24 protein-coding genes and 1 other annotated feature are annotated in these 21,388 nt (G+C 45.4%); of the genes, 23 read left to right on the top strand and 1 reads right to left on the bottom strand.

From position 1 onward, the window contains the following. Positions 1-47 precede the first annotated feature (47 nt). The 19 genes from AC58U0_RS12770 to AC58U0_RS12680 all read left to right on the top strand — a co-directional run bounded on the left by AC58U0_RS12770 (position 48) and on the right by AC58U0_RS12680 (position 16,970). Positions 48-650, top strand: coding sequence for a Maf family protein (locus AC58U0_RS12770; RefSeq protein ID WP_497379380.1), 603 nt, complete (start codon positions 48-50; stop codon positions 648-650). Between the two features lie 120 nt (positions 651-770). After that, on the top strand, positions 771-1,220 hold the full coding sequence (locus AC58U0_RS12765; protein ID WP_057306156.1) for an RrF2 family transcriptional regulator: 450 nt from the start codon (positions 771-773) through the stop codon (positions 1,218-1,220). A gap of 112 nt (positions 1,221-1,332) precedes the next feature. Then, positions 1,333-2,022: a RadC family protein gene (gene radC / locus AC58U0_RS12760; RefSeq protein WP_047675978.1), complete on the top strand. Its 690-nt coding sequence runs from the start codon at positions 1,333-1,335 to the stop codon at positions 2,020-2,022. Between the two features lie 36 nt (positions 2,023-2,058). After that, entirely contained in the window at positions 2,059-3,093 is a 1,035-nt protein-coding gene (locus AC58U0_RS12755; RefSeq protein ID WP_497379379.1) for a rod shape-determining protein, read from the top strand. Positions 3,094-3,114: 21 nt separating this feature from the next. After that, positions 3,115-3,975, top strand: coding sequence for a rod shape-determining protein MreC (gene mreC / locus AC58U0_RS12750; protein ID WP_497379378.1), 861 nt, complete (start codon positions 3,115-3,117; stop codon positions 3,973-3,975). Positions 3,976-3,988: 13 nt separating this feature from the next. Continuing rightward, a complete protein-coding gene (mreD, locus tag AC58U0_RS12745) occupies positions 3,989-4,516 on the top strand; it encodes a rod shape-determining protein MreD (RefSeq protein WP_047675983.1) in 528 nt (175 codons plus the stop codon). A 72-nt stretch (positions 4,517-4,588) separates the two neighbouring features. Then, a complete protein-coding gene (minC, locus tag AC58U0_RS12740) occupies positions 4,589-5,242 on the top strand; it encodes a septum site-determining protein MinC (protein WP_057306154.1) in 654 nt (217 codons plus the stop codon). Positions 5,243-5,286: 44 nt separating this feature from the next. Next, the gene (minD, locus tag AC58U0_RS12735; protein ID WP_057306153.1) at positions 5,287-6,081 is read left to right on the top strand and encodes a septum site-determining protein MinD; all 795 of its coding nucleotides are present in this window, start codon (positions 5,287-5,289) and stop codon (positions 6,079-6,081) included. A gap of 7 nt (positions 6,082-6,088) precedes the next feature. Then, the gene (locus tag AC58U0_RS12730) at positions 6,089-7,237 is read left to right on the top strand and encodes an FtsW/RodA/SpoVE family cell cycle protein (RefSeq protein WP_497379377.1); all 1,149 of its coding nucleotides are present in this window, start codon (positions 6,089-6,091) and stop codon (positions 7,235-7,237) included. 111 nt (positions 7,238-7,348) lie between these two features. Beyond that, complete coding sequence (locus AC58U0_RS12725; protein WP_497379376.1) at positions 7,349-8,242, top strand: peptidoglycan DD-metalloendopeptidase family protein; 894 nt, start codon at positions 7,349-7,351, stop codon at positions 8,240-8,242. Then, positions 8,235-9,110 carry a M50 family metallopeptidase gene (locus AC58U0_RS12720; RefSeq protein WP_497379375.1) on the top strand — a complete coding sequence of 292 codons (876 nt, stop codon included), beginning with the start codon at positions 8,235-8,237 and terminating at the stop codon, positions 9,108-9,110. The genes AC58U0_RS12725 and AC58U0_RS12720 overlap by 8 nt, the downstream gene beginning before the upstream one ends. Positions 9,111-9,133: 23 nt before the next feature. After that, a complete protein-coding gene (locus AC58U0_RS12715; protein WP_497379374.1) occupies positions 9,134-10,297 on the top strand; it encodes an Rne/Rng family ribonuclease in 1,164 nt (387 codons plus the stop codon). A 52-nt stretch (positions 10,298-10,349) separates the two neighbouring features. Beyond that, positions 10,350-10,437: a sequence feature (ribosomal protein L21 leader region), on the top strand. 12 nt (positions 10,438-10,449) lie between these two features. Further along, on the top strand, positions 10,450-10,761 hold the full coding sequence (gene rplU, locus AC58U0_RS12710) for a 50S ribosomal protein L21 (RefSeq protein WP_029194673.1): 312 nt from the start codon (positions 10,450-10,452) through the stop codon (positions 10,759-10,761). An 11-nt stretch (positions 10,762-10,772) separates the two neighbouring features. Further along, positions 10,773-11,126: a ribosomal-processing cysteine protease Prp gene (locus tag AC58U0_RS12705; protein ID WP_497379373.1), complete on the top strand. Its 354-nt coding sequence runs from the start codon at positions 10,773-10,775 to the stop codon at positions 11,124-11,126. 4 nt (positions 11,127-11,130) lie between these two features. Continuing rightward, positions 11,131-11,442 carry a 50S ribosomal protein L27 gene (gene rpmA, locus AC58U0_RS12700; protein ID WP_029194675.1) on the top strand — a complete coding sequence of 104 codons (312 nt, stop codon included), beginning with the start codon at positions 11,131-11,133 and terminating at the stop codon, positions 11,440-11,442. Positions 11,443-11,665: 223 nt separating this feature from the next. Continuing rightward, positions 11,666-12,421, top strand: a complete 756-nt coding sequence (locus AC58U0_RS12695) for a Spo0B domain-containing protein (RefSeq protein WP_497379372.1) — start codon at positions 11,666-11,668, stop codon at positions 12,419-12,421. A 52-nt stretch (positions 12,422-12,473) separates the two neighbouring features. Beyond that, on the top strand, positions 12,474-13,775 hold the full coding sequence (obgE, locus tag AC58U0_RS12690; RefSeq protein ID WP_497379371.1) for a GTPase ObgE: 1,302 nt from the start codon (positions 12,474-12,476) through the stop codon (positions 13,773-13,775). A 1,098-nt stretch (positions 13,776-14,873) separates the two neighbouring features. After that, positions 14,874-15,947, top strand: a complete 1,074-nt coding sequence (locus AC58U0_RS12685) for an anthranilate phosphoribosyltransferase (RefSeq protein ID WP_497379370.1) — start codon at positions 14,874-14,876, stop codon at positions 15,945-15,947. 234 nt (positions 15,948-16,181) lie between these two features. Then, positions 16,182-16,970, top strand: coding sequence for a C40 family peptidase (locus AC58U0_RS12680; protein ID WP_497379369.1), 789 nt, complete (start codon positions 16,182-16,184; stop codon positions 16,968-16,970). A gap of 59 nt (positions 16,971-17,029) precedes the next feature. Here the strand turns inward: AC58U0_RS12680 and AC58U0_RS12675 are convergent, their stop codons facing one another. After that, complete coding sequence (locus AC58U0_RS12675) at positions 17,030-17,539, bottom strand: NUDIX domain-containing protein (protein WP_057306144.1); 510 nt, start codon at positions 17,537-17,539, stop codon at positions 17,030-17,032. A 167-nt stretch (positions 17,540-17,706) separates the two neighbouring features. Between AC58U0_RS12675 and AC58U0_RS12670 the strand changes: the two genes are divergently transcribed. From AC58U0_RS12670 to pheA, 4 genes are read left to right on the top strand one after another with little or no spacing between them, the layout of a single operon-like run. Then, positions 17,707-18,189 carry an ACT domain-containing protein gene (locus tag AC58U0_RS12670; RefSeq protein ID WP_082562464.1) on the top strand — a complete coding sequence of 161 codons (483 nt, stop codon included), beginning with the start codon at positions 17,707-17,709 and terminating at the stop codon, positions 18,187-18,189. 30 nt (positions 18,190-18,219) lie between these two features. Beyond that, positions 18,220-19,506 (top strand): homoserine dehydrogenase, encoded by a 1,287-nt coding sequence (locus tag AC58U0_RS12665; protein WP_497379368.1) that lies wholly within the window; start codon positions 18,220-18,222, stop codon positions 19,504-19,506. Positions 19,507-19,533: 27 nt separating this feature from the next. Continuing rightward, positions 19,534-20,511: a homoserine kinase gene (thrB, locus tag AC58U0_RS12660; RefSeq protein WP_497379367.1), complete on the top strand. Its 978-nt coding sequence runs from the start codon at positions 19,534-19,536 to the stop codon at positions 20,509-20,511. Beyond that, on the top strand, positions 20,508-21,371 hold the full coding sequence (pheA, locus tag AC58U0_RS12655; RefSeq protein WP_497379366.1) for a prephenate dehydratase: 864 nt from the start codon (positions 20,508-20,510) through the stop codon (positions 21,369-21,371). The genes thrB and pheA overlap by 4 nt, the downstream gene beginning before the upstream one ends. Positions 21,372-21,388: the final 17 nt, after the last annotated feature.

Raw genomic sequence — 21,388 nt, 5'->3', positions numbered from 1 at the left:
ATTGTTTTGGAAAGCCAAATATTACAATCAGCTAGGAGTTGTTTCTTTTGAGTCATTCCCCTAAACAAAGACTTATTCTTGCTTCGTCTTCGCCGCGGAGGCAGGAACTTATTCAATCACTTGGTTTACCCTATATCATTCGAGTGAGTGGCGCAGATGAGACCGTCGAAGGAAAAATATCGCCTGCTGAGCTCGTAGAGGTGCTCTCTTTGCGTAAAGCTGGGGCTGTTTTGGAAATGCTTGAAGCCAGTGAGAAAGAAGGAATCATCATCGGTTCTGACACTGTTGTTGTCTATCAAGATGAAGTTTTAGGTAAGCCGGTGGATGAACAGGATTCTTTCCGGATGCTTAAAGCACTGCAAGGCAGCACACATCAGGTTTACAGTGGAGTTGCTTGTGTGGACGCGGCTACAGGTAAGCAGGTAGTCTCTCATCGTGTGACGCATGTGAAGATGAAGATCATGTCTGACGCACAAATTCTACGTTATATCGCCACAGGAGAACCAAAGGATAAAGCTGGTTCTTATGCGATTCAAGGGATCGGGGCAACGATCGTGGAATCTATTGAAGGTGATTATTTTACCGTGGTCGGTTTGCCGCTTTCTCTGCTCAGTGACCTGCTGCTAAGCTTTGAAATTCAAGTTCTATAATCATCAGATCCAGGCTGGAATATATGTCCAAAATAGGACGCATAGATTGACTGTGTAATCTGTAACGGTTACAATGACAGTAAGCGACATGACTTCGCATTCTTCAGGGAGGTATTTGCCATGAACAGCGAATTTACAATAGCCGTCCACAGTCTCGTATTTCTGGCTCATTTACCGGATCATATGGCAACCAGCGAAGAAATTGCTGTGAATGTATCTACCCATTCTGCTCGTATACGTAAAGTTATGGGCTTTCTACGAAAAGCAGGTTACGTTTCGACCAAAGAAGGAATCGGTGGCGGATTCATACTTAGCTGCAACCCGAACGAGGTAACACTCGGCGAAATTTACCGATTAACTTGTCAAGGTTCCTTGAAACCGAGCTGGTGCTCTGGTGATGAGAACAAGACCTGCGTCATTTCATCCAAAATGGATCTATTGATGGGGAAAGTTTTCATTGACGCAGAGAAGCAGATGGAAATATACTTTGATGGACATACCATCGGCAGTATGCTGGAACAAATCAGAGCGTTCGAATGCCCGCAATCGAATAAAGAGCAATTGTCCTAGAAGCCCTCGGATCTTATAAATCCGCGGGCTTTATTTTGTTTTTATGAGCACTTATCCGTATGAATGGGATGCGTTTAAGTAACACAACCTACATAATGAAAGAGGGGAATTCATGGAAGTCACAAGTTTGATGTTACGAGAAGTACCGCAAGAGGAAAGACCTAGAGAGCGCATGCTCCAATACGGAGCAGGTGCATTAAGTCATGCAGAACTTCTGGCCATTTTACTTCGAACAGGGACAGTGTCGGAATCAGCGCTGCGTCTAGCAGGTCGTATATTAAGTGAGAGCGGCGGGCTGCGCAGCCTTGTTGATATGAGTAAAGACCAGCTTACCCAAATCAAGGGAATCGGCGATGCGAAGGCGCTGCAAATTCAAGCCGGAATTGAGCTCGGACGCAGACTGGCCAAGAGTACATTTGCCGAGCGAGTTACGATTCGTTCTCCCAAGGATATTGCAGATTTAGTGAGTGAAGATCTTCGCTATTTGCAGAAAGAACATTTCGTTTGCTTATTTCTCAATACCAAGAACCATTTGCTTGCGCAGGAAACATTATCGATGGGCAGCCTGAACGCGTCCATTGTTCATCCTCGTGAAGTTTTTCGCGCGGCAATCAAGCGCAGCAGTGCTTCAATCATCTGTGTGCACAATCATCCTAGCGGTGATCCAACTCCAAGTCCAGAGGATATTCAGCTCACGCATCGTCTTATGGAGGCAGGAACTATAATTGGTATTGAAGTGCTTGATCATGTTATCATTGGTGATCAGAGATTCATAAGTTTGAAGGAACAAGGCTTTATGTAATATAATAGATAACGCAATAGGAAAGGAGCAACTGCCATGTTCGGTGGTTTTACGAAAGATTTAGGAATTGATTTAGGTACAGCGAATACACTGGTTTATGTAAAAGGCAGAGGAATTGTCGTTAGGGAGCCGTCCGTGGTTGCTCTACGTACTGATACAAAAACAATCGAGGCTGTCGGAGATGCCGCTAAAAAAATGATCGGCCGTACACCAGGCAACATTCGCGCAATTCGTCCAATGAAGGATGGGGTTATTGCTGATTTTGAGACGACCGCGACGATGATTCGCTACTTCTTAAGACAAGCACAGAAGCAGCGTTGGTTGTTCCCGCGTCACCCGAATGTGATGGTTTGTGTGCCTTCAGGCATCACAGCTGTTGAGAAGCGTGCTGTTGAAGATGCAACGAAGCAGGCTGGAGCACGCGAAGCTTACACGATTGAAGAACCTTTCGCAGCAGCGATTGGTGCCGATCTTCCCGTCTGGGAACCAACTGGAAGCATGGTTGTTGACATTGGAGGGGGAACAACGGAGGTGGCAGTCATCTCTCTTGGAGGGATTGTAACGAGCCGTTCCATCCGAATTGCAGGCGATGAAATGGACGAAGCCATCACTCAATACATTAAACGTACGTATAATTTGATGATCGGGGAACGTACATCCGAGACGCTTAAGATGGAAATCGGGTCGGCACTTCCTATGGACAAGCCCGAGACCCTCGAAATACGGGGACGCGATCTTGTTTCCGGATTACCGAAAACGTTAAGCGTTACTTCTGATGAAATTACGGAATCGTTGACGGATACGGTGAATGCGATCGTTGACGCTGTGAAGGTTACTCTCGAGAAGTGTCCGCCTGAATTATCTGCGGATATCATGGATCGGGGAATTGTGCTGACCGGCGGCGGCGGCTTACTGCGTAATCTTGACCGTCTGCTTGCCAGAGAAACCGGAATGCCAGTACTCGTCGCTGAGAATCCGCTAGATTGTGTGGCGATTGGAACGGGGCGCGCTTTGGAAAATATCCATTTGTTCAAGAATAGATCAGGATCCAGTTCGAGATATAAGCGTTAATATTCGTTAGAAGGTGCTAATTTGTTTAAATTTATGGGCAACAAGAGGTTGATTTTTCTGATGTTCGGTCTAGTCTGCTTCTTTATATTGATGGGGCTGACACTCGGGAACCGGGCACCTATGACGTGGCCGGAGAAATTTGTTAAAGACTCGGTATCATGGACGCAAGGAATCCTCTACAAGCCCGCTGCGCAGGTAGCGGGTTTCTTCGAAGATATCCGTCAGCTAAGAGTTATCTACGAGGAAAATAAGACGCTGAAACTGACGCTTACGCAGTATGCACGAGATACACAGCGTTTGAATGAGCTAGAATCACAAAACAAGCGGTTAATGGAAGCTCTTGGCTTCACAGAAAGACAGCGTCAGGCTAACTTGTATACGTACCGTATTGCTGAAGTCGTAACGATTGATCCAGACCCATACAACAAAACGGTCACGATTAATCTAGGCGATAAAGATGGCATCAAAGAGAATATGGCCGTCATGACCGTCGACGGTTTGGTCGGCAGGGTGAGCAAGGTGTTTGGTTTCCACTCTAATGTACAACTACTCAATGAAATCAATGATACCGATAATAATTCTAAGGCGATTGCTGTCACAGTGAAGGGGAATGAGAGTCAACCCTTCGGGATGATTGAGTCTTATGCTAACACCGGTGAACTTGTGATGAACAAGGTCGAACATGCTGACGATATGAAAATCGGGGATACCATCATCACATCAGGCTTGGGGCAAGTATTTCCTAAAGGCATTGAGGTAGGGACAATCTCTTCTATCGGTCCAGGTGAATTCGGCATTACATACAAGGTTATGGTGAAGCCCAAAGCTTCTTTCAACCATATCCGCGAAGTGTTTGTTGTCGAAGTCCCGGAAGTGAAATGAGGTGAGCCGTTAAGTGATTCGACATCTATTGTGGCTCATTCTACTCGGTTTGTTTATTCTGCAAGGAACGTTGCTTGTGTGGCTGATCCCTTCATCATGGCAATCTAACGTTAATGTTACACCCCATTTAACACTTGTATTCATTTTGTTTATCGGACTTTTTCATCATCGTCATACCGCTTTAATTTATGGGCTTTTGTTCGGACTATTGCACGACTTTAACTATTATGGATCGATGCTGGGTGTATATTCCTTCGGTATGGGGCTTACTGGCTATTTGGCTGGACTGGCGCAGCGAAGGCAGCCTAATTTGATTTTTTATAACTTACTCATAACAGGCGTTGGTTTGCTGTTGTTTGAGTTTATTAATTATGGTATCAATCGGTTGTTCAAGCTCATTGATATTGATTTGAAGTTTGCTCTCACCCATTACATGCTTCCGAGTGTTCTATTTAATCTGCTAATCGCCTTGATTTGCTACGTTCCCATCCGCAAGCTGCTTGAAGGAAAGCGGATTGTGCCGTCTGGAAACGAAGATTAATTTTCCAGGCTCTAGGCAGGAGAATTAAGGACATGAACCGAAATGTATAGGTTGGGAGGTCGTAGCGCAATTATGTCTGTAACAAAGCACCATGTGATGATAAAAGGGGTCAAGGATGGCCTTGTTTTTTTGCTTAACGACGCATGCGAATGGCAAATCTTGCTGCAAGAGCTGCAGCATAAGCTTGAGAAGACGCATCAACAAATATTGACTGGACCGATTATTCATGTGCACGTTAAATTAGGCAGCCGAGAAGCGACCGAAGAACAGAAGGAAGAAATTCGGTCCGTCATCAGGCAAAAAGGCAACCTGCTTATCCAATCGATCGAAAGTGAGTCGCCTAAAGAGGAACCTGCGGAGGAGTCTGCGGTTTCTATGACAACGCTCAAAGGAATGATTCGATCGGGACAAACCCTACACAACGAGGGTGATTTATTATATTTAGGCGATGTTAATCCTGGCGGAACGATTACCTCTACAGGGAACATTTATATAATGGGGTCTCTACGCGGCATGGCGCATGCGGGGGTGGATGGCGATGAGAAAGCGATTATTGCTGCTTCTCATATGCGTCCCACGCAACTTAGGATTGCCGGAATCATTAGCCGTCCACCGGATGAATGGGGTATCGACGAGGCTTTCATGGAATTTGCTTATGTAAAAGAAGGTAAAATGGAAATCGACAAGCTACACCAGCTTCATCGTATTTGGCCGGAATCAATGTAAAATAATCGTTGTATATGTGAAAATAGCGTGTGGGGTGAGAAAATATGGGAGAGGCAATCGTAGTCACTTCAGGAAAAGGTGGCGTTGGTAAAACAACGACATCTGCGAATCTTGGAACGGCACTAGCGCTTTTAGGGAAAAAAGTTTGCATGGTAGATACCGACATTGGACTGCGTAATCTGGATGTGGTCATGGGTCTGGAAAACCGTATTATTTATGATCTTGTGGATGTTGCAGAAGGCCGTTGCCGGTTACCGCAAGCATTAATTAAGGATAAGCGCTTTGATGAGCTTTATCTTTTGCCAGCTGCTCAAACGAAGGATAAGCATGCCGTATCGCCAGAGCAAGTAAGAGATATTATTTTGGAGCTCAAAAAAGATTTTGAATTTGTCATTATCGACTGTCCAGCTGGCATCGAACAAGGCTTCAAGAATGCCGTAGCCGGAGCAGACAAAGCGATCGTTGTTACCACACCGGAAAACGCGGCAGTACGTGATGCTGACCGCATTATCGGTTTGCTGGAGAATGAGAAAATTTCCTCACCTAAGTTAGTCATTAACCGCATTCGTCCATTGATGATGAAGAAAGGCGAGATGCTGGATATTGATGAAATATGCTCGGTACTCGCCATTGATTTGTTAGGGATAGTTCCAGATGACGAGCATGTGATCAAAGCAGCCAACTTAGGGGAACCCACCGTGATGAATCCGTCGTCGCGCGCTGCTATTGCTTACCGCAATATCGCTCGTCGCATATTAGGCGACACGGTGCCTCTTATGCAGTTGGAGGACAAAAGCGGCTGGGTCAAACGTATGAAAAAGTTTATCGGAATAGGTTGATCGTCCAATGCTTGCCAAACTTAAAAATATAGATATTCCTATTGTTGTCATTTTGATTGCCTTTATGGTCATTAGTACGATGCTTGTGTACAGTGCATCTATCGATCATCCAAAAATTAATGTTAGTATCACGAAAATACTCGTCTTATATGGCGTAGGTCTCGCAGCGTTCGTTGCAAGCAGTTTATTTGATTATCGAGTACTAATCAGAATCGCTCCCTATCTTTATGGCATCGGCATCTTTTCTTTGATTACGGTCTACTTTTTTGGGACGAAAATTCATGGGGCGCGTGGCTGGTTTGAGCTCCCTGGAGGCTTGACCTTCCAACCGGCTGAGTTAGTGAAGTTAATTCTAATCGTGGCTGTTACTGCTCTGTTGGCAAGGCGCAAAGGTGATTTACTGCAAATCAAGAATGATATTATTCCAGTCGGTGTGGCTGTGTTGCTCCCGTTTATCTTGGTCCTCATTCAACCTGATCTAGGGAATGCGATCATTTTTGTCATCATTCTTTTGGGTATGATTTGGATTGGCAATATTAAATACTCGCATGTCTTACTTAGCACAGTCGTACTAATTGGCGCTGGATTCTTGCTCTTGACGTTATATAAGTATTTCCATCAATCCTTGTTTGATATGCTTAAGGGTTATGGTTTTAGTCATTGGATGGATCGTATCGATACGTTCCTTTATCCGCAAGATGTGTCTGCTGATGATAATTATCAAGTCCGTAATGCGGTAAGAGCGATCGGTTCAGGAGGTTTGGAAGGCGAAGGTTTTCTAAAAGGTACCTCTGTTCATAGTAATTTCATTCCATTCGCGTATTCCGATTCGATTTTCGTCGTCGTTGGTGAGGAATTCGGTTTCCGCGGATCAGCGGTTCTATTGTTGATCTATTTTTTACTCATTTACCGCATGATCCTCATCTCGATCCAGAGTAGTCAGCTTAGCGGAGCTTATATTGTGGTGGGTGTGGTTTCCATGTTCGTCTTTCAAATTTTTGAAAATGTCGGGATGATGATAGGTATCATGCCGTTAACGGGAATCACTCTTCCATTCGTCAGTTATGGGGGAACTTCTCTACTGATTAACATGCTTTCACTAGGCCTCGTGATGAGCGTAAAGCTGCATCAGGAACGTGAACCTGAATTTTTCTAAATGTATATGAATGCAGTGCCCTTGACCTTTGGTCAGGGGCTTTTTTTGTCCACATAATCTTGTCCCTCTTCTCATAGGCTGTACAAAGGTAAACGATGGGGAGGGGCTTCCATGGAAGTCAAAGATAAAGTGAAACAGCGAAGGATGGAACGACTTCGCAATTTGCGCGAAACGTCAGATGCTTCTAGCGGGAGTGAAAGTCCGGTGAAACCCTCTGGATTTAGGGGGAATTCGTTGCCAGTACATCATCATGCCGAAGTACCGCTCTATGTGGACTCCGAATGGAAACGGCGAATGGAGGATCCTGAGTATGCATGGCAGCAAAAATTATTAATGGATACAGCATTAGTCGGGCGAGATTATCTGAGGGATGGTGAAAGAGGCTTGTTCGCGCCGCCTTCGCCTCGTAAGATTGCGGTCAAGCTGTTCATTAGTTGTGTTATGTTCGCAGCACTTTACGGGATGTTCCAGCTTAATCAGCCTTGGGCTAATAAAGGGAAGCAATTCGTGACCGCTTCACTTACGCAGTCGTACGATTTCAATGCACTGTCAGCTTGGTATAGTGACCAGTTCGGCGGCTCACCTTCATTCATTCCTAGCTTTAATCGAGAAGGGAATGAGGCCATAAGAGTGAATGCCTCTAATCGCACCTTTTTTTCCCCTGCAAAGGGAAGCATTGTTACACGTTATGACGGAACTTCCCACATGGGAGTTCATTTGAATACCATTGAATTTGCACCGGTGTATACATTGGATACAGGTCAGGTCATTTTCTCCGGAGTAGCTGCAGAAACGGGCCTAACAATTGTGATACGCCATCCAGGAGGTCTTCAATCTTTGTATGGCGGATTGAGTGAGGCCAATGTTGAGGTAGGTGACTGGATGAAAGTTGGCGAACCCATCGGTAAGGCTTCCAAGAAGGATCCTGCGAAGGGGACGCTGTACTTTGCCGTTACGAAGGACGGGCATCCCGTCAATCCATCGGATGTGATCAGCTTTGATTAAATGGGCCGGAACTACGTATCGATTCCACCCCTTATTTACACTCATTATGATCGGTTCTGCCATTACAGGCTACTTCCTGGAGGCCGTTACGCTATTTGGCATCGTACTGGTTCACGAGCTTGGTCATTTGGCTGCGGCGAGCGGCTTTGGCTGGAGGGTGCGGGAAGTGCAGCTGCTGCCTTTTGGGGGAGTTTTGATCGTAGATGAGCTTGGAACGGCTCCGACTCGTGAAGAGCTGATTGTCTCACTAGCTGGGCCGCTGCAGCACGTATGGATGATCCTCGTTGCGTTGCTGATGAAATGGGCGGATGTGGGCGCAAGCAGCTGGTGGGATTATTTCATTGAAGCTAATTTGATGATTGGCTTATTTAATCTTATTCCAGTCATGCCGCTCGATGGTGGCAAAGTGATGCAGTCATTATTAGGGTATTTATTGTCTTACCATAACACGATTTTATATACAGCATGGATCAGTATGATCTTAAGTCTGGCCATAATAGTCATAGCTATTATCCAACTGATCAACGGACAACTCCCGCTCAATATATTAGTCATCGGTATTTTTTTGCTTGTATCCAATTGGTATGCCTATCGACAGCTGCCCTATCATTTTTTTCGCTTTCTTATTGGTCGCGGGAACCGAATGAGCAAGTTGTTGAGCCGCGGGACGTTAGCGCAGCCGATTGTTATTACGAGACATCGCACAATGGCGGAAACACTGAAACTTTTTATGCGGGAAAAATATCATTTAATCTATATCGTAGGAGAAACAGGGCGCATTCAAGCCGTATTGCCGGAACAGCAATTAGTGAGCGGTTATTTGGATGGGAAAAAACCGGGGAGTGCAGTTTCCGATCTTTTCATGTAAAATAACTGTTGAGGTGAACGTGTATGAAGCAACTTATAATTCACTGCGCACCTGATCTTATACAAGCGGCATTGCTTGAAGAAAGTCGTCTTGTTGAGTATGATACGCAGTATCCGCTTGATTCTCAAAGAGCAGGCAGCATCTACATGGGTCGCATCGTCAACGTCCTTCCCGGCATGCAGGCGGCATTCGTCGATATCGGTCTTGCGAAGAATGCCTTTCTATATATAGACGACCTCCTACCCGTCCACTTGGACAAGCAGCCTAAGATTAAACCCTCAATAACGGAGCTCGCCGAAGTCGGTCAGACGTTGATGGTGCAGGTGACGAAGGATCCGCAAGGTACTAAAGGTGCAAGAGTAACAACGCATATTTCCATTCCTGGCCGCTGGATCGTTTACATGCCAGACGCTGATTATATTGCTATATCCCGTAAAATTGATTTGGATGTAGAACGACAGCGCCTCAAACAGCTTGCCGAAGGCAGCTTGCTTCCTGGTGAAGGAGTTATTATACGAACGGGTGCTATTGGTCAAAGCGAAGAAGCTATTCGTGATGATTTGCAAAATTTACGAGAATTATGGAGTGCCATTGTATCCAAAATGGAAGAGGCACATGCGCCTGCGCAGCTATATCAGGATCTTGATCTTCTGCCTAGATTAGCCCGTGATGTCATTACGGATGACGTTCATGAAGTTTGGCTAAATGACGCCAAAGTGTACGATGAGATGAAACAGATACTGCGTAAGCAGCAGCCGAGTTGGCGGGGACGTATAGCTTATTATGACCGCAAGATACCGTTGTTTGATCAATTTGGTGTTACAGAAGAGCTGAATCAGAGCTTTAGGCGTAAAATTTGGCTGCCTAGCGGCGGGTATTTGATATTTGATCAAACCGAAGCACTGACTGTTATTGATGTGAATACAGGAAGGTATACCGGATCCATTGATTTAGAACAGACAGTCACCGATATTAATCGAGAAGCGGCGAGTGAAATTCCAAGGCTTCTGCGTCTTCGTAATATAAGAGGCATTATTATTGTTGATTTTATAGACATGAGTTCGGAAGTGAATCGAGCAGCCGTGATGGAGAACATCACACAAGCCGTTCGTAAGGATCGTTCCAAAACGATTATTGTCGGTTGGACCAAGCTAGGCCTGCTTGAGATGACACGTAAGCGGAAATAATAATTGCATTACAAAATGTTTCTGTGATATAATACTCGGAGTGTGTTGTTTAGGCATGCTGTAACCGCACGAATCGGGTCTAAGCACGGATTTGGATTTATCCTAACCGTCACCTGGACAAGGCGAGTCTGAGACATGAGGAGGTAATGAAAATGTACGCAATTATTGAAACAGGTGGTAAACAGTACAAAGTTCAAGAGGGCGATGTTCTTTACATCGAAAAATTGAACGCAGCTGAAGGTGAAGTTGTTTCTTTTGATCGTGTGTTCTTGGTTTCCAAAGAGAGTGGCTTAGTAGTAGGTGCTCCATTGGTTGCAGGTGCTTCAGTTTCCGCGAAAGTGGAGAAACACGGCAAAGGCGCTAAAGTCATCGTTTATAAGTACAAGCCGAAAAAGAACTATCACAAAAAGCAAGGTCATCGTCAACCGTATACAAGAGTAGTAGTTGAGAAAATCCAAGCGTAAGAGGCAGCCTTATGATCTATGTGACCATAGAGCGTCTTGCACCGGATTCACCTCAGATCTCATCTTTTGTAGTGGAAGGCCATGCTGAATATGACGTACCTGGCAAAGACTTAGTCTGCGCTGCGGTATCAGCGGTAACGTTTGGTACTTACAATTCGATTGAATCACTGACAGGCGTAATTCCCATTCACGAGATGGAACGAGGCTTGATGGATGTTACAATTCCAGAAAGTACACAATCTGTTCCGGAGACATGGAATAAGGTCCAATTGATTCTAGAATCGATGGTCGTCATGCTACAAACCATTGCAGACAATTACGGTGACTATATAACGATTGAAACAATCTATCACAAAGGAGGATAACACCATGTTGAAATTGGATCTCCAGTTTTTCGCTTCCAAAAAAGGGGTGGGTTCCACAAAGAACGGACGTGACTCACACTCTAAGCGCCTTGGCGCTAAACGTGCTGACGGTCAAACCGTTACTGCTGGAAGCATTCTCTACCGCCAACGCGGTACGAAAATTCATCCAGGAACGAACGTAGGCATCGGTTCGGATGATACACTTTTCGCTTTGGTACAAGGCGTAGTGAAATTCGAGCGTTGGGGCCGCGATCGCAAAAAAGTGAGCGTATACCCAGTTGATGTAGCTCCTGTGGCTGCAGCTTTAGAAGCGTAATATGAATCCCTGGCGAGCGATAAGCCCGCCCAGGGATTTTTTTCTACTACGAAACAATATAGGGATCTTTGGTCGGAGACCAAAGTCTCTCATCTAAGAACGCGGTCACTCATCTCGAATGGCCGAGGGCAGAGGTTTTCTCATTTGTTTGGTGAAGTTTGCTAGTAAATCATGATATACTGGATGAACGGCTACAAAGCAGGGAGAACGGAGCGAACGGGGAATGAAGCAAGCAGGCAGCGCGCAAGTTTATTTATTGGCACTAGTGCTTATAGGTTTGACGGGGATGATGTTTGTGGAACCCTGGATTGTCAGGGGCGCATTACTACTGATCGTAGTCTTTTGCGGTTATACCGCCTTCAAGTTGGAAGCGAGCAGATTGGAAGAAAAGAGGAGCCAAGAGCTCCGCCAACAGGAACAACAGTCTCAACAGAAGTTAATTCAGGTCATAAATCGCTTACGTCACGATTGGATGAACGATACCCAAATTTTGTTTGGTTATATTCAGTTAAAGAAGTTTGATAATTTACAGCCTTATATGGAAAAAATAAAAATGACTATGCAGCAGGAAAGTAATCTCTCCAAGTTAGGTGTTCCATCGTTAATTGCTTTCTTGCTGCTGTTTCGCGTCCAGTCGAAGTCATTAGAGCTGGAAGTTGAATTAGATCAAGAAATCAATCTTGGACAACTTCCTCTGCATGACGGCCTTATCGAAAGATTGGTACGTCTAACCGTGGAATGCGTTCAGGAGCATGCTGCGGCAAGTGACGGTGAAAGCGGTACACTCAGCTTGGAATTTGATGTTCAAGAAGATGGCTTACTGCTTGATTTTGTATATCAAGGCCCCTATAATCGGGAGCAACTTGAAAAAGCTGTGAAGGAAACCCTGCTTTCGAAAGTGAATTCTTTTTCGCTGGAGCAGAGTGAATGGCAAGAGGAAGAAGCGGTCATCACATTGCGGTTACCGTTTCTTACATAATAAAGGGATCTTTGGTCCAAGACCAAAGTCTCTCCTTAGTTGAGGTGTAGAAATGTTTGTTGATAAAGCGAAGATATTTGTTAAAGGTGGGGACGGTGGGGACGGTTTAGTTGCTTTCCGCCGTGAGAAATATGTACCAGAGGGCGGACCTGCAGGCGGCGACGGAGGAAATGGCGGCGACGTTGTATTCCGTGTAGACGAGGGTCTGCGGACATTGATGGATTTCCGCTATCAGAAGCACTTTAAAGCGGAGCGCGGCGAGAAGGGCCGCAACAAGTCGATGCATGGTGCTAACGCAGAGGATATGGTTGTACGCATCCCGCCGGGGACAACCATCATCGATGATGACACTGGGGAGGTTATCGCCGACTTGACGCGTCATGGACAAGAGGTTGTTGTGGCCAAAGGCGGTCGAGGCGGCCGAGGCAACACACGCTTCGCAACAGCACGCGTAACTGCGCCAGAAATTGCTGAGAACGGCGAAGAGGGCGTGGAGCGTTGGGTTGTGCTGGAGATGAAGGTCATGGCCGACGTCGGCTTAGTAGGCTTCCCAAGCGTTGGGAAATCCACGTTATTGTCGGTTGTCTCTGCCGCGAAGCCGAAAATTGCGGCGTATCACTTTACAACCCTTACCCCGAACCTCGGGGTTGTGGATGTTGGTGATGGACGCAGCTTCGTCATGGCGGACCTTCCCGGTCTTATTGAAGGGGCACACGAGGGCGTGGGACTCGGTCATGAGTTCTTGCGTCACGTAGAACGGACGCGAGTGATTGTGCATGTCGTGGACATGTCTGCTGCAGACGGCCGCGATCCTTATGAAGATTTCCTCAAGATTAATGAGGAAATTAAGCTCTATAATGCTAAGCTGGAACAGCGTCCGCAAATTGTTGTTGCCAATAAGATGGACATGCCGGAATCAGAGGACAATCTGGCTTTATTCAAGGAGCAGATGGCCGCAGATGGCAAAGAGGTTGAGGTTTATCCGATCTCTGCTTTGACACGAGGCGGTGTGCAGGAGCTACTCTACAAGATCTCAGACATTGTAGAAAGTATCCCGAATGCTCCTGAAGTAGAGGGTGTAGCTGATAAAGAAGAGCGTAAAGTGTATCGCTTCGAGAAACGCGAAGAGAATGATTACACGATTCGTCGTGAGAACGATGTATTCATTGTTGAAAGTCCGTCGATTGAGAAATTGATCAAACGAACAAACTTCAGTACACAGGACGGCGTCGCTCGTTTTGCTCGTATTTTGCGTAATATCGGGATCGATGATGAATTGCGTAAACGTGGAGCTGTCCATGGGCAGACGATCCAAATTGGTGATTTTGACTTCGAATTTGATGAGAAGCATTAAAACGATAGAAACACTTATCCTAAGGATGAGTGTTTTTTTGCGTTTAAGGAGTTAATTTTTGGGGGTTAGGGGGCGTGGCTTGCTCCTTATTTAGCTTGGTAAGCTATGGATTTTGCTGAGCTGATGAGATTAAGTAATGTTTCGGTAAATAACTATGGTTTTCTGTGTTTGGTTATTCAGTATTTTGATTTCTGTTTTCTGGTTTGTGGGAGAAATGGGAATTAGATATGTGAAATGGGCTATAGTGGCTGCCAATGTTGTATTTTATACAACAATTTGCAAGCCCAAAGGCTATTTAGCAACTTGAAGTTGCAGTTGGTACAACATTTTTAGCCCATCTGTTGCGAAATGGCTTGTATAGGACCAAATTGTTGTACATGATGCAACAACTAATGGAAAAAGGCGAGATTTAGGTAGTAATTGTTGCAGTTTGTACAACATCATTCAACCGCGAGCATGAATTCATTCATCTAGCAACCTCAATTGAGCCTAGTTGACGATTGAACATGATCTAAGACACCTCCATGCAGAGCAAGATTAGATGAATGAATCGATGGTCTCAATAATACAACATTGGCGCATCTAGAATAGTCGGATCTACCCTCACTAAGCTGCTAAAAGACTTTAGAATCAAATTTTGGAGTCATGCCTATCAGTGGTTAGCTGGCATCATGCATGGATCGACAATCTCCAGAGTACAACATTAGACGGATGAGAAAGCGATTATTGGGGCTAACGCGGATTATCTTGCTCATGTACAAAGTGCAACGACACCTGTACAAGCAAGTTAATGCTAAAGCATATACGTCTCGCGCGTTGTAGCTTACTTTGCATCAAATTTTATAAATACTATCACTCGAGGGCGGCGTAAACCGTTCATTTAATGTTAAAATGCGGATATATGTCATAAAACTTGACACAAATCAAGAAAAAGATTACGATTTTATTAATTAACATAACTAAATGTAAATAAATATAACATTGTATGAAGTGTATCTATGAAGTTAATCCATGAAGTGAATCTATGAAGTGAATCTATGAAGTGAATCTATGAAGTATACCTATGAAGTGCAACGATATGAGGAAGGAGGAATTTTGATGAAAAGATGGATTCAAGCGATGGGAACTGGTATGCAAGGATCACGTGATTTATCTTATGAAGAAGCTGTAGAAGCCGCACATGAGATGGCCAGAGGAGATTCGACAGAAGCTCAATGCGCAGCTTTCCTAATGGCCCTGTGTATGAAAGGGGAAGCTGACGAAGAGTTGATGGCATTCATTGATGTTTTCCGCAGCTATTCTTTGAATTACCATACTTTTGCGGATTCACTCAATTGTGCGGGACCAACGGAAGGCCGGCAATATTTTCCCATTACACTGCCAGTTAGCCTCCTGCTTGCTTCAGTGGGTTTCTCCCAGGTACTGCATGGAGGTGATTCACTTCCGCCGAGACAGGGAACCGCAATGAAAGAACTATTAGAAAGCTTCGGCGTTGCGATAGATTTATCAGTGAAAGCATGGGAAACGATGTTGTTTCACCTGCATATTGGATTTCTTCATACAGAACAGCTTTGTCCACCGCTTGGGAAGCTGAAACAGGTTCGCGAGCAGTTAGGATTGCGAACTGTGATGAATACCGTTGAGAAAGTTATAAATCCCGTACGTTCAATGAATATGATTATAGGAGTCAATCAGCGAAAAGCAATGGAATCTCTGATTCCCATATCTATCCGATCTGGCTTTCAAAATGTATATATTGTCAATGGGATAGAAGGATCCGAGGATTTGCCGATCTACCAGAACAGTACAATAAGGATCGTGACCCCTTGGGGAGATGAGTCGCGAGTGGTTGAACCGCAGAAATTTGGCTTTCTAAGTGAGCCCCTGCTGCCTTTAAGTAAAGATGATCAGGTTGCCATGGTGCGGCGCATTATTGCTGGAGAAGATTCAGAGGAATTGAAGCGGGAACGTGATCATGTCATTTTTAATGCGGGACTTCGGTTGACGTGGTTTGATAAAGTTGGGAGTTATGAAGAAGGTTTTCAACTGGCGGAATCGCTGCTGCAAAGGAAAGAAGCCCACAAAGTTATGCAGCGTTGGGTGGATCAGAGTCATCACTTTATGCTTCAAGATCATCCGAAAATCCATGATTCCTCCGCCAAAATTGGATAAAGGTTTTCCTAGATGCTGTAATGTATCAGCTAAAGGAAGGCTTTTTTTGTTTCCATCTACCAGAGGAATTAGAGGTATGTTTCCTATTAATTGTGATCTTACCCCCCAAAAAGGAGGCCTATATTACGAATAAATATGAAGGACAACTACTTTCGAAGGTAGGTAGTCTGGCGAAATGGAAGAAGATGCGAATGATGCTCGTTCTGCAACATAAAATGCTAGGAGGCCAACATCATGAAAAAACAACTACTGACCCTCGTACTTGCTCCAGCCCTTATCTTTGGCGCTGTGACAATTCCTTTACCTAAAGAAGTTTCGGCTGCATCGACAGGCCAAATTATTAACAGTGTCAGTTTTCGTCAAAGTGCAGATGAGAATTCTACGCGTATCCGTTACTTGAAGGAGGGCGAGAAAGTTACTATCCTGTCCAAAGTGAACAGTTGGTGGTACAAAGTGAGAGCTTCTGATGGCCGTGAGGGTTACATAAGCACAAGCGCCAAATACATAAAAGCAACGGGTGTTACATCGCCTGGAGATTCCAACACGAATGGCGGTTCCGGCAGCGGTTCTGGAGCTTCAACAAGTGCAAATGTTCAAAAAATTATTGCTGCGGGGAAAAAGTATCTAGGCACGCCCTATGAATATGGATCAAGTCGCGATAATACAAGAACGTTTGATTGCTCTGACTTTGTCCGACAAGCTTTCTTGGATGGTATTGGAAAGAAGCTGCCAAGTGACTCTAGAGGCCAGGGGAGTTATGTGAAATCTCTCGGGCATGCCAAAACAAATTGGCACGATCTGAAAGCTGGCGATCTCATGTTCTTCATGTCTTACAAGGGGACAAGCAAATCGAATTACAGCGGTATTAATAAGTCTACTCAGACCATTACGCACGTGGCAATTTACTTAGGAAATGGACAAATTTTGTCGACATACTCCAATGACAGCGGTGGTGTTCGGATTGATTCTATCGAAAATCGCCACTGGGAGTATCGTTTCTTATTCGGAGGCAGCGCGTTATAATTAGCAGTTCAAAAAGGCAGAACTCGAGCAATCGATGTCTGCCTTTTTTGCTATTCTTATTAAGTCTGCAGGGGGTCTACTAATGGGTTCCAGTGAATAGTAGGTTCACCTGTGTCCAGTTGAATTCCTGCTGAGCCTACCCAAGGGTGCTCAGTAAGGCCTACGCTGAAATAATGTTCAAGCAAGCAACGAAAAATAAAAGGGATTGGGCGCTCCAGCACCTGTTCTTTAGGAATCCAATGTAGATCCCCTTCGGGTGTGACGATCCGCGGGTTCACATCAGTCGTTCCGATATAGAAAAATTGCTGGCGAACTTCTTGTCCATTTAATCGAAGTAAAACATACTGCATGCGCAGCCCTTGGATTTCATCATGCTCAATGCCAGTCTCCTCCCATACTTCGCGCAAGCAGGCTGCCCGCGGATTATTCAATTCACTCGGCTCCAGGTGACCGCCAATAGCAGCCCATAAACCTGGCGACAGCGAACGCGTTAAGGAGCGTTTCATCATTAGTAATTCGTTCTGGCTGTTCCAGAGGAGAGCCGTAGACATCATGCGTAATGTAATCATGGAGGCAATCCCTTTCTAATCTAGTACTATCAGCTTATCATAGTGAAGTAAGTTGCTGCAAAAGATGAAATATTAAGATGTGAATTGCCTATTGCTTCAATCCGTATGATTCGATATAATGTCCTCTATAGAGGAACATTGGTCTTTCCAGAGAGGACGGTGGTGAAGTGCCGGAAAGCAAAGATTTTTTACAAACGATCAAGCACACCGGTCCTGAGAGGTACTACTTAGTCCGGGAAGATATTTTGCCAGAAGGAGTACTCAAGACAGCTCAGGCTAAGGAGCTGCTTGCACGGGGTGAAGTGAAAACGATCCACGATGCCGTTGAACAAGTCGGACTCAGCCGCAGCGCTTTCTATAAGTATAAGGATGGTATTCACCCTCTCAGCAAACTGGAACGAGAGCGCATCATCACAATATCCATGGATTTAGAGCATCGGTCCGGGATTCTGTCTCGTGTACTGGCTCTCATTGCTAATTTGGATGGGAATGTATTAACGATACATCAAACAATTCCTCTGCAAGGAATGGCGAATGTCGTCATTTCGGTAGAGACTTCCTCGATGGGGGAAGAGATTCGTCAAATGCTTAATCGACTTCAAGCGCAAGAAGGGGTCAAGCGTGCCATGGTCATCGGTCAAGGCAGTTAAGATAGAAAAAATATTCAGGAGGTAACATACATGAAACCCATCAAGGTTGGTTTGCTCGGATTAGGTACAGTAGGAACAGGTGTAGTCCGCATTATCGAAGGACATCAAGAGGATTTGCAGCGTCAAACAGGCTCGTCCATTGAAATCTCAAAAATTTTAGTACAAGATAAATCAAAGCTTCGCAACATTTCCGTGGATGCAAATAAACTGACAGAACAAGTATGGGACGTTATTAGTGATAGTGAGATTGATGTTGTCGTTGAAGTTATGGGCGGAGTTGCAGCAACCAAAGAGCATATTTTAACTGCGCTAGGCAATGGCAAGCACATCGTGACAGCGAATAAGGATCTTATGGCCATGCATGGCGCTGAAATCTTGGCAAAAGCAGCTGAACACGGCTGCGATGTATTTTATGAAGCTAGTGTTGCCGGCGGTATTCCGATCATTCGTGCACTCGTAGAGGGCTTCTCCTCTGACCGTATTACGAAGATTATGGGCATCGTGAACGGTACAACCAATTACATTTTGACTAAAATGAGTCAAGAAGGCGCTGCATATGCCGATGTCTTGAAAGAAGCACAGGATCTTGGCTACGCAGAAGCAGATCCAACATCTGATGTTGAGGGGCTGGATGCCGCTCGTAAAATGACCATTTTATCGACACTTGGCTTCCATGCCAATGTTGCTCTTAGCGATGTTGAAGTAAAAGGCATTTCGAAGGTATCCAAAGAAGATATTCAATACGGCAAAAAATTAGGCTACGAAGTGAAGCTGCTTGGAATTGCTGAAAATCATGATGGTCATATCTCTGTGAGTGTACAACCTACCATGGTGAAAAACTCGCATCCGCTTGCTTCCGTGAATGGTGTGTTCAATGCTGTATATGTAACAGGCGAAGCAGTAGGTGAAACGATGTTCTACGGTGCTGGAGCAGGCGAGCTGCCGACGGCAACATCTGTCGTAGCAGATTTGGTTGCTGTTGTGCGCAATTTGAGGCTGGGCGTGAATGGACGTACGGTGCTGGCGCCTTACAAAGAAATGAAGCTGAAGACGGACGAACAGATTGCTTCCAAAAACTTTATTCTTCTGCACGTTGAAGATAAAGCGGGTGTACTTGCACAAATTACGCAAATTTTTGCTCAGCACGAAGTTAGTTTGGAGTCTGTGTTCCAACACCCGAACCAATCCAATCCGAAGGCTGAAATTATTATTATCACACATGATGCGAACCAAGCCAGTATGAAAAATGTGCTGAAACAATTCGAATCTATGGATGTTATACACGCCATCAAAAGCGTTTATCGCGTAGAAGGCTAAATTATTGAAAAGAGGCGCAATTTCGAAATGAGTTATAAGGCAGTGAAAAAGGTAAGAGTGAAAGTGCCGGCAAGCACGGCAAACTTAGGTCCTGGCTTTGACTCACTGGGGATGGCCTTGAACTTATATGCCTGGATTGACATGGCGATTTCGGATGAAACGACGATTCATTTAATCGGCGATCAGATGAACGGAATTCCAACGGACAAGTCCAATTTAATTTATAAAGTCGCGCAAATGGTATTTGAACAGGCAGACGTTTCTCACCCTGAGCTGGACATTGCCATGTACAGCGATATTCCACTCACACGCGGTCTAGGCAGCAGCGCGTCAGCCATTGTTGGTGCGCTAGCCGGCGCCAATGCCCTAATCGGGAACAAGCTCACGCAATATGAGCTGTTCCAAATCGCTAGCCGCCTGGAGAAGCACCCGGACAATGTCGGGGCCAGCTTGTTCGGCGGGATCGTGGTTGCGTTCTGGGACGGCGAGAAAGCCGAATCTATTCGAATAGAGCCGGACGCTAATTTGGAAGTGCTGGTGGCGATACCAGCGTTCCAGCTTGCTACAGAGAAGGCGAGAAGCGTCATGCCGAAGCAAGTACCCATGAAGGATGCGGTGTTCAACCTCAGCCATTCATCCTTGCTTGTTGCCGCGCTAGCTACCTGCAACCTGGGGATGATCCGTCATGCGATGAAGGACGCGCTGCATCAGCCTTACCGTGCAGAGCTCATTCCGGGCATGAAGACGCTGCTTGAGCAAGCGGAGAACCATGGTGCGTTAGGGGTTGCACTCAGCGGAGCTGGACCGACGATGCTTGCGTTAGTGGATGCACGAAGCGGCCAGAAAGAGGAGCTCGAGGCATTCCTGAAGGATACGCTTGCTAAGGAAGGAATTGAAGCGCAGACGTTATGGTTAAAGCCGAGCGGAGAAGGTGTGGCGGCAGTTCTGCTGCAAGAAGGTGACGGGGATCTGTTATCCTTCGTTGAAGGGGAGGTTCTTGCATGAAGCGGGTTGCCATCTTAGGACCGAGTACCTTTTCGGAAGAAGCCACCCGTCATTTTTTGGGTGAAGACTTTACTTACGTTTCATACAAGCTAATTTCTGAAGTGTTCAATGCGACAGCGTCAGGGGAAACAGATTTAGGGGTCATTCCCATTGAAAACACACTTGAAGGATCCGTTCATTTACATGTTGACTGGCTCGTTCACGAGGTTGATCTGCCCATTCGGGCGGAGTGGGTTTTTCCCATTGATATGAATCTCATAGGGTTTCCGAATCCTGACGGACAAGTGGAAGCTTCGAATCCATATGGACATATTCGTAAGGTATTATCTCATCAGGTCGTTCCTGCACAGTGCAGTAGATTTATGAAACAGTATTTGAGCGGGGCGGAGTTTGAGCAAGTAAGCTCCACGGCAGAGGGAGTACGAATAGTATCAATGCTGCAGGACCATACCGTGGCTGCTATCGGTACGGCTATTGCATCTACAAACTATGGTGTTCCTATGCTGCAAAGAGAAATACAGGATCATAAAGACAACATGACCCGGTTTTTGCTGGTTGGTACCGAAGCATCAGAACTAAAGTCCTCGGAAGACATGAAAACAACTATTCTTGTCACACTGCCTGAAGATTACCCAGGTGCCCTGCATCAGGTGCTCTCTGCCTTCGCTTGGCGCAGAATTAATCTTTCAAAGATTGAATCCAAGCCGACGAAGAAGAAACTTGGTACTTATTATTTCTATATCGATATTGCTGGTTCCCTGGATTCCGTTCTCCTGCCATCTGCCATTCAAGAAATTGAAGCGATTGGTTGTCAGGTTCGAATTTTGGGTTGTTATCCGAGTTATTCATACACGAGTTAATACCTTTCTTCCCTTGC

This window comes from Paenibacillus sp. J31P190, from assembly GCF_059692075.1.
The sequence above is the reverse complement of the archived record's forward strand: the minus strand, read 5'-3'. Positions and strand labels throughout refer to the sequence as shown.